The organism is Streptomyces sp. NPDC057445 (assembly GCF_042802855.1).
Classification (GTDB): domain Bacteria; phylum Actinomycetota; class Actinomycetes; order Streptomycetales; family Streptomycetaceae; genus Streptomyces.
On record NZ_JBHVDH010000054.1, the window covers coordinates 1 to 4944 of the forward strand.

A 4944-nucleotide genomic window follows, 5' to 3' on the forward strand; every position below is an offset into this window, starting at 1 on the left:
TGGTGGTGGGTGACGAGGTGGTGGGCGATGTGGGTGGCGAGGGTGCCGGTGGCGCCGGTGATCAGGACCGTACTGTCGGGACGGAAGACGGAGGCTGTGGCCCCTGTGGGGACCGCCCGGGCGAGCCGAGGTGCAAGGAACCGTCCCCCGCGGACGGCCAGTTGCGGCTCTCCGGTGCTCAGAGCGCCCTGAATCGAGGATGTGTCCTGGCCGTCGGTGTCGATGAGCACGAACCGGTCGGGGTGCTCGGCCTGCGCGGAGCGGATCAGGCCCCAGATGGAGGCGTGTTCCAGGTCCGGGGTGTCCTCGGGTGAGGTGACGACGGCGTCACGGGTGAGCAGCACGAGCCGGGAGTCGGCGAACCTCTCGTCCGCCAGCCAACCCCGTACCAGCTCCAATGCCCAGTGCAGAGACGCCCGTTCGCCGGGCCGGCAAGGAGCGACCACGACGTCGGGTGCGCCGGGAAGGTCGGCAAGCCCCTCCCCGACGGACAGCCGGACCGCCTCCGCCACCTCTGCCTCTGCGGTGGAGACCGGCACCCACTCCACGCGGAACAGCGCGTCCCGCACACCGGCCGCGACAGCGGCGCCCGCCGTCCCGCCGGACAGCGGCCGCAGTGCCAGCGAGTCGACCGTCAGGACCGGACTGCCCAGAGCGTCTGCGGCGTCGAGCCGTACCTCGTCCTGACCGGTCACGGCCAGCCGCGCCCGCAGCACCGTCGCGCCCGTGGCGTGCAGGCGTACGCCCCGCCATGAGAAGGGCATCAGCGCCGTCGCGCCGTCCTCGGCCAGGCCGCTGAGGCCGACCGTCTGCAGCGCGGCGTCGAACAGGGCGGGGTGCAGCTCGAAGTCGGCTGCGTCCCCGGCCAGTTCCTCCGGCAGAGCGACCTCCGCGAAGACCTCGTCACCGAGCCGCCAGGCCGCCCGCAGCCCCTGGAACTGGGGCCCGTACTCGAAGCCGTCCTCCCGGAACCGCTCGTAGCGGCCGTCGAGGTCGAGCGGCTGCGCCCCGGCCGGCGGCCACACGCCGCTCAGGTCCGGTCCGGGGCCGGAGTCGAGGCGGTCCGGGCTCAGGGTGCCGCCGGCGTGCCGCGTCCAGGGCAGGCCGTCCTGAGCCGCGTCCCCGTCGGGCCGTGCGTGCACGGTCAGGGAGCGCCGGCCGGACTCGTCGGGGGCGCCGACCCGCACCCGGAGCCGTAGCCCGCCGTCCTCGGGCAGCACCAGCGGTGCTTCGAGGGTCAGCTCCTCCAGCAGCGGGCAACCCGCCCGGTCCCCGGCCCGTACGGCGAGTTCTGCCAGCGCGGTGCCGGGCAGCAGGGCGGCACCCTCGACTCGGTGGCCGCGGATCCACGGCTGGCCTGCGAGCGAGACCCGGCTGGTGAACAGCAGCTCGTCGCCGTCCGCGCTCTCCAGCACGGCCCCCAGCAGCGGATGGTCCACCGCCTCCAGGCCCAGCGAGCGTACGTCCCCGGCCGCGCCGGACGCGGCCTTCGGCCAGTAGCGCTGCCGCTGGAAGGGGTAGGTCGGCAGATCCGCCCGCCGGGCGCCGCTGCCGGCGAACAGCGCCGCCCAGTCGACGCGGGCACCGCGGGCGAACACCCTCGCCACCGCCTCCACCACCGACACCGGCTCAGGGCGGTCCCGGCGCAGCGCGGCGGCGAAGGCCACCGCATCGCCCGGCAGGCAGTCCTCGCCCATCCCGGACAGCACGCCGCCGGGGCCGAGTTCCAGGCAGCTGCCGATGCCCAGCTCGCCCAGCGTCCTCATGCCGTCGGCGAAACGCACCGCCTGCCGGACATGGCGCACCCAGTAGTCCGGGTCGGTCAGCTCCTCGGCGGTCGCCGTACGACCGGTCACATCGGAGACGACCGGGATCAGCGGATCGCTGTACCGCAGCGACCCCGCGACCGCCCGGAACTCCTCCAGCGTGGCGTCCATACGGGGCGAGTGGAAGGCATGGCTGACATTGAGCCGCTTGGTACGACGTCCCCGCTCGGCGAGTTCGGCGGCCACGGCGAGCACCGCGTCCTCGTCGCCGGACACGACGACGGACCGCGGTCCGTTGACGGCCGCGACGGACACCCGGTCCGTACGACCGGCCAGCACCTCCGCGACCTCGTCCTCGGTGGCCCGCACCGACACCATCGCCCCGCCGGCCGGCAGCTCCTCCATCAGCCGGCCACGAGCGGCCACCAGCGCGCACGCGTCCGGCAGGGGCAGCACCCCCGACACATGCGCCGCCGCCAGCTCACCGACGGAGTGGCCGAGCAGCGCGGCCGGCCGCAGCCCCCACGCCTCGACCAGCCGGAACAGCGCCACCTCCACGGCGAACAGACCCGCCTGGGTGTACTGCGTCCGGTCGAGCAGCGCCGCATCGGGTGTGCCCGGCTCGGCGAACACGACCTCGCGCAGCGGGCGTTCGAGGCGCGGGTCCAGGCAGGCGCAGATCTCGTCGAAGGCCTCGGCGAACACCGGGTGGGCGGCGTGGAGTTCATGGCCCATCCCCGGGTACTGGCTGCCCTGTCCCGTGAAGAGGAAGGCTGTGCGAGCGGCTCGGTGACCCGCGCCCGTCACCAGCCCCGGAGCGCCGTCCGAGTCCCCGGCGAGCGCCGCGAGGGCCGCGTCCAGCCCATCGCCGGAGTGCAGCAGCACCGCCCGGTGCTCGAACGCCGAACGCCCCGTGGCGAGCGAGAAGCCCACATCGACCGGGTCGGCGCTTCCTGCGAACTCCCTCAGCTGTGCCGCCTGTTCGCGCAGTGCCTCCGCCGACCTCGCGGACAGCACCCACGGCACGACCGGCATCCCGGCCCCGCGCTCCGGCACGTCCTCGGAGGACTCCTCCACCGGAGGCTCCTCCAGTACGGCGTGCGTGTTCGTGCCGCTCACACCGAAGGACGACACCGCCGCACGGCGCGGCCGGTCGGCGACCGGCCAGGGCCGCTCCTCGGTCAGCAGTGATACGGCGCCGGAGTCCCAGTCGACGTGGGTGGAGGGGGTGTCGACGTGGAGGGTGCGGGGGAGGAGGCCGTGGCGCATGGCCATGACCATCTTGATGACTCCTCCGACACCGGCTGCGGCCTGGGTGTGGCCGATGTTGGACTTGAGCGAGCCGAGCCAGAGGGGCTGTTCGGGGGTGTGGTCCTGGCCGTAGGTGGCGAGGAGGGCTTGTGCCTCGATGGGGTCGCCGAGGCTGGTGCCTGTGCCGTGGGCCTCTACCACGTCGACGTCCGCGCCGGTCAGTCCGGCACTGGAGAGGGCCTGGCGGATCACCCGCTGCTGCGCGGGCCCGTTGGGTGCGGTGAGGCCGTTGCTCGCCCCGTCCTGGTTGGCCGCCGTGGAACGGACCACCGCCAGTACGGGGTGGCCGTTGCGCCGGGCGTCCGACAGCCGCTCCAGCAACAGCAGGCCTACGCCCTCCGACAGGCTGGTCCCGTCGGCGCTGTCCGCGAACGCCTTGCACCGCCCGTCCGGCGCCAGCCCGTGCCCCTGCCCCCGGCTGAACTCGTCGAACAGCGTCGGCGTCGACATCACCGCCACGCCCCCGGCGAGCGCCAGCGAGCACTCGCCGTTGCGCAGCGACTGCACGGCCAGATGCAGGGCGATCAACGAGGAGGAACAGGCCGTGTCGACCGTCACCGCCGGCCCCTCAAGACCGAGTGTGTAGGACACCCGGCCGGAGGCGACGCTGCCCGCGCTGCCGTTGTAGACATAGCCCTCGACAGCGTCCGGCGACTCACCTACCAGCGTGCCGTAGTCGTGGTACATGACTCCGGCGAAGACGCCCGTACGGCTGCCGCGCAGGGCCCGTGGGTCGATGCCGGCCCTTTCTACGGCCTCCCAGGAGGTCTCCAGGAGCAGTCGCTGCTGCGGGTCCATGGCCAGGGCCTCGCGCGGCGAGATCCCGAAGAAGGCCGGGTCGAAGTCGGCCGCGTCGTACAGGAATCCGCCGTGGTCGTACAGCCCGTCCAGATCCCAGCCGCGGTCCGTCGGGAACTCCGACACCGCGTCCTCGCCCGCGGCCACCAGCCGCCACAGGTCCTCCGGGGTGCGCACCCCGCCCGGGTACCGGCAGCTCATCGCGACGATCGCGATCGGCTCCCGGCCGCGCTCGGTGAGTTCACGGTTGTGCTGCCGCAGCCGCTCGGTCTCCTTGAGGGACGCCCGCAGGGCGGCGACGACCTTGTCGTTGGGGTTGCTCATGGGGTCACTCACGCTCCGCGTCGGTTCCGGCGCTGTCGCCGTCGAAAGCAAGGTTGATGAGGAGGTCGACGTCCATCTCGTCGATCGCGTCCAGGTCGATGGCGTCGATGTCGCGGACGGAGTCCTGCGCGGCCGGGGCGGGAGCCTGGGTGCTCTCCTGCGGGAACAGCTTCCGCTCCACGAACCGGGCGATCGCCTGCGGAGTCGGCTGGTCGAAGACCAGCGTGGCGGGCAGCCGCAGCCCGGTCGCCGTGTTGAGCCGGTTGCGCAGTTCGACTGCGGTCAACGAGTCGAACCCGATGTCCTTGAAGGCACGGTCCGGCTCGATCGCGGCCGTCGACGCGTGCCCCACCACGGCAGCCACCTGCGCGACCACCAGATCCTCCAGCGCCTGCGCCCGCTGCTCACCGGACACCCGGCCGAGCCGCTCGGCGAGCGACAGTTCCGAGGGCCGCCGAGTGCCGGCGTCCGCGGTGCTGCGACGCACCCGGCGCTGGGCGAGCCCCCGCAGCAGCGCCGGGAGACTGTCGTCGTCGGCCCGCCGCCGCAGCGCCCCGACGTCCAGCCGGATCGGCAGCAGATGCGACTCGCCCGTCGCACAGGCCGCGTCCAGCAGCCGCAGCCCGTCCTCGGTGCTCATGGCGCCGACTCCGTGGCGGGTCATGCGGTGGAGGTCGGTGTCGGTGAGGTTGCCGGTCATGCTGCTGCGGTCTTCCCACAGGCCCCAGCCGAGGGAGAGTGCAGG

General features: G+C 73.4%; 2 protein-coding genes. Both read right to left on the minus strand.

The features are described from left to right. Positions 1-4199, minus strand: a 4199-nt coding sequence (locus ACFU5O_RS37250; protein WP_384247434.1) for a type I polyketide synthase, incomplete at its 3' end; no start/stop codon positions are given. 4 nt (positions 4200-4203) lie between these two features. Further along, on the minus strand, positions 4204-4944 hold a 741-nt coding region (locus ACFU5O_RS37255), incomplete at its 5' end, for a beta-ketoacyl reductase (protein WP_384247436.1).